The organism is Jiangella anatolica, assembly GCF_003236295.1.
GTDB classification, from domain to species: domain Bacteria; phylum Actinomycetota; class Actinomycetes; order Jiangellales; family Jiangellaceae; genus Jiangella; species Jiangella anatolica.
In genome coordinates, this window is record NZ_POTW01000185.1 from 1 (window position 1) to 2,604 (window position 2,604).

Genomic DNA, 2,604 nt, shown 5'->3' on the forward strand with positions numbered 1-2,604 from the left:
CCCGGCGGACGACGCGGCCGCCGGGCGGAACGGGCGCACCGAGCAGACCGCCGCCGGGCAGGCCAGCGCCGGGCGCGACGGGCACAGCGCCGCGGGGCAGACCGGCACCGGGCAGGCAGCGGTCGGCTGGGCGGGTGCTGGGTCGAACGGGCGCTCCGCTCACGGCGCGACCCCGCCCGCCGAGACCCAGCGGCCAGGGGTGCTGGGCCGGCTGGCCGGGGTGGCCTACCGCCGCCGCGGACGGGTGATCGCCGCGTGGGTGGTGGCGATCGCGGCCGCGTTCGGGCTCTCGTCCGCCTTCGCCGGCGACTTCACCGCCGACTACTCCGCGCCCGGCTCTGACTCCCGCCAGGCCCAGGACCTGCTCGAAGACCGCTTCCCCGCCCAGTCCGGCGACACCATCGACGTCGTCGTGCGGGCGGACGGCGGCGTCGCGGACCCGACGGTCCAGGCCGACGTCACCGCGCTACTCGACCAACTGCGGGACCAGCCGCACGTCGTCGCCGTCGACGATCCGTACACGACGCCGGGCGGCATCAGCCAGGACGGCGACATCCTCGTTGCGACCGTCAACCTCGACGTCGTCCTGCCCGACGACATGCCGGTCGAGGAGACCGACGAGCTGCTGGCCATGGCCGACGCGGCGGAACGGCCGGGGCTGGAGATCGCGCTCGGCGGGCAGACCGTCGCGCTGGCGGAGCAGGGCGAGATCGGCTCCGAGGCGATCGGCATGGCCGCCGCCGCGGTGATCCTGCTCATCACGTTCGGCACGGTGGTGGCGGCCGGGCTGCCGCTGGTCGTCGCCGTTGCCGGGCTGGCGCTGAGCGGCATGCTCACCGGACTGGTCGCCGCCGTCGTCGACGTGCCGGACTGGGCGACGGCGCTGGCGACGATGATGGGCATCGCGCTGGGCATCGACTACGTCCTGCTCATGGTGACGCGGTTCCGCGAATGGCGCGCCGCCGGACTGGACCCCGAGCGCGCGACCGTCGCGACGCTCGACACCGCCGGCCGCGCGGTCATGGTCGCCGGCAGCACCGTCATGATCAGCATGTTCGGCCTGTTCGCCATGGGCCTGACGTTCATGCAGGGCGCCGCGCTGGTGACGATCGTCGCCGTCCTGGTCGTGATGGCCGCCGCCGCGACGCTGTTCCCAGCGCTGCTCGGCTTCTTCGGGCACCGCATCGAGCGCCTGCGCCTCCCGCTCGGCCGTCGCCGCCCGGCGGCTCAGCTCGCCGCCGGCGGGCACGTCGAGCCGTCGCGGACGTGGATGCGCTGGGGCCGCCTGGTCGACCGGCACAGCATCATCGCGACCGTGGTCGGCGTCGGCCTGCTGCTGGCGCTCGCGGCGCCGTTCCTCGGCGTCCGGTTCGGCTTCCCCGACGCCGGCAACAACCAGGAGGACCGGTCCTCGCGACAGGCCTACGACCTGCTCTCCGAGGGCTTCGGCGACGGCGCCAACGGCCCGCTGCTGCTGGTCGCGGACCTCGCCGACCCGGCCGACGCGGAGCGGCTGCCGGCGCTGGCCGACGCCGTCGCCGCGACGCCGGGCGTCGCCGCCGTCATGCCGCCGATCGTCAACGAGGCCGGCGACGCCGCGCTGCTCACCGTCCTGCCGGCCACCGGTCCACAGGACGCCGCGACGGAGGACGTCATCCACACCCTGCGCGACGACGTGCTGCCGGGCGCCGGCGTCGAGGTGCACGTCGGCGGTGTCACGGCGACATCGATCGACTCGACGGAGAACACGGCCGAGCGGCTGCCGCTGCTGATCGGCGGCGTCGTGCTGCTCTCGATGGTGCTGCTGCTCGTGTCGTTCCGCAGCATCGTCATCCCGATCACCGCCGCGCTGATGAACCTGCTCTCCGTCGCCGCCGCCTACGGGGTGGTCGCGCTGGTGCTGCAGGGCGGCTGGGCCGGGCAGCTGATCGGCATCGACACCGAGACGCCGATGCCGGCGTTCATCCCGGTGCTGGTCTTCGCGGTGCTGTTCGGGCTGTCGATGGACTACGAGGTGTTCCTGATCAGCCGCATGCGCGAGGCGTGGACGCGGACCGGTGACAACGCCCGCGCGATCGTCGAGGGCCTGGCCGGCACCGGCCGGGTGATCACGGCGGCCGCGGCGATCATGGTCGCGGTGTTCGCGGCGTTCATCCCGAGCCCGGAGGTGTTCCTCAAGGTCATCGGCGTCGGCATGGCCGCGGCGATCCTCGTGGACGCGACCATCGTGCGGATGCTCCTCGTCCCCGCCGTCATGCACCTGCTCGGACGGGCGAACTGGTGGCTGCCGTCCTGGCTGGACCGCCGGCTGCCGCAGCTGCACGTCGAGGGCCGGCCGGAGCTCTTCCTGCCCGACGCCGCCGACCCGGCCCGCGGCGCCGACGAGCCGGAGCTGGTGCCGGCCCGCTGATCCGGCACGACGCCGGCGAAACGATCAGGTGACCTACCGAGCGCCCCCGCCGCCGGTTGAGTCACCTGATCGTTTCGCGTCCACATCGTGGAGTTGATCAGGTGACGACGGGCGCCTCCCAGCGGGCGGTTGGTCACCTGATCGTTCTCGCGAAAACGATCAGGTGACGAAGCGGCGGGGGCGCTCTGTAGGGC

General features: G+C 73.8%; 1 protein-coding gene. It reads left to right on the top strand.

What is annotated here, in order from left to right:
• Window positions 1-2,410: MMPL family transporter (locus C1I92_RS32850; RefSeq protein ID WP_111258823.1), on the top strand; the 2,410-nt coding region annotated here is incomplete at its 5' end.
• Between the last annotated feature and the right edge of the window lie 194 nt (window positions 2,411-2,604).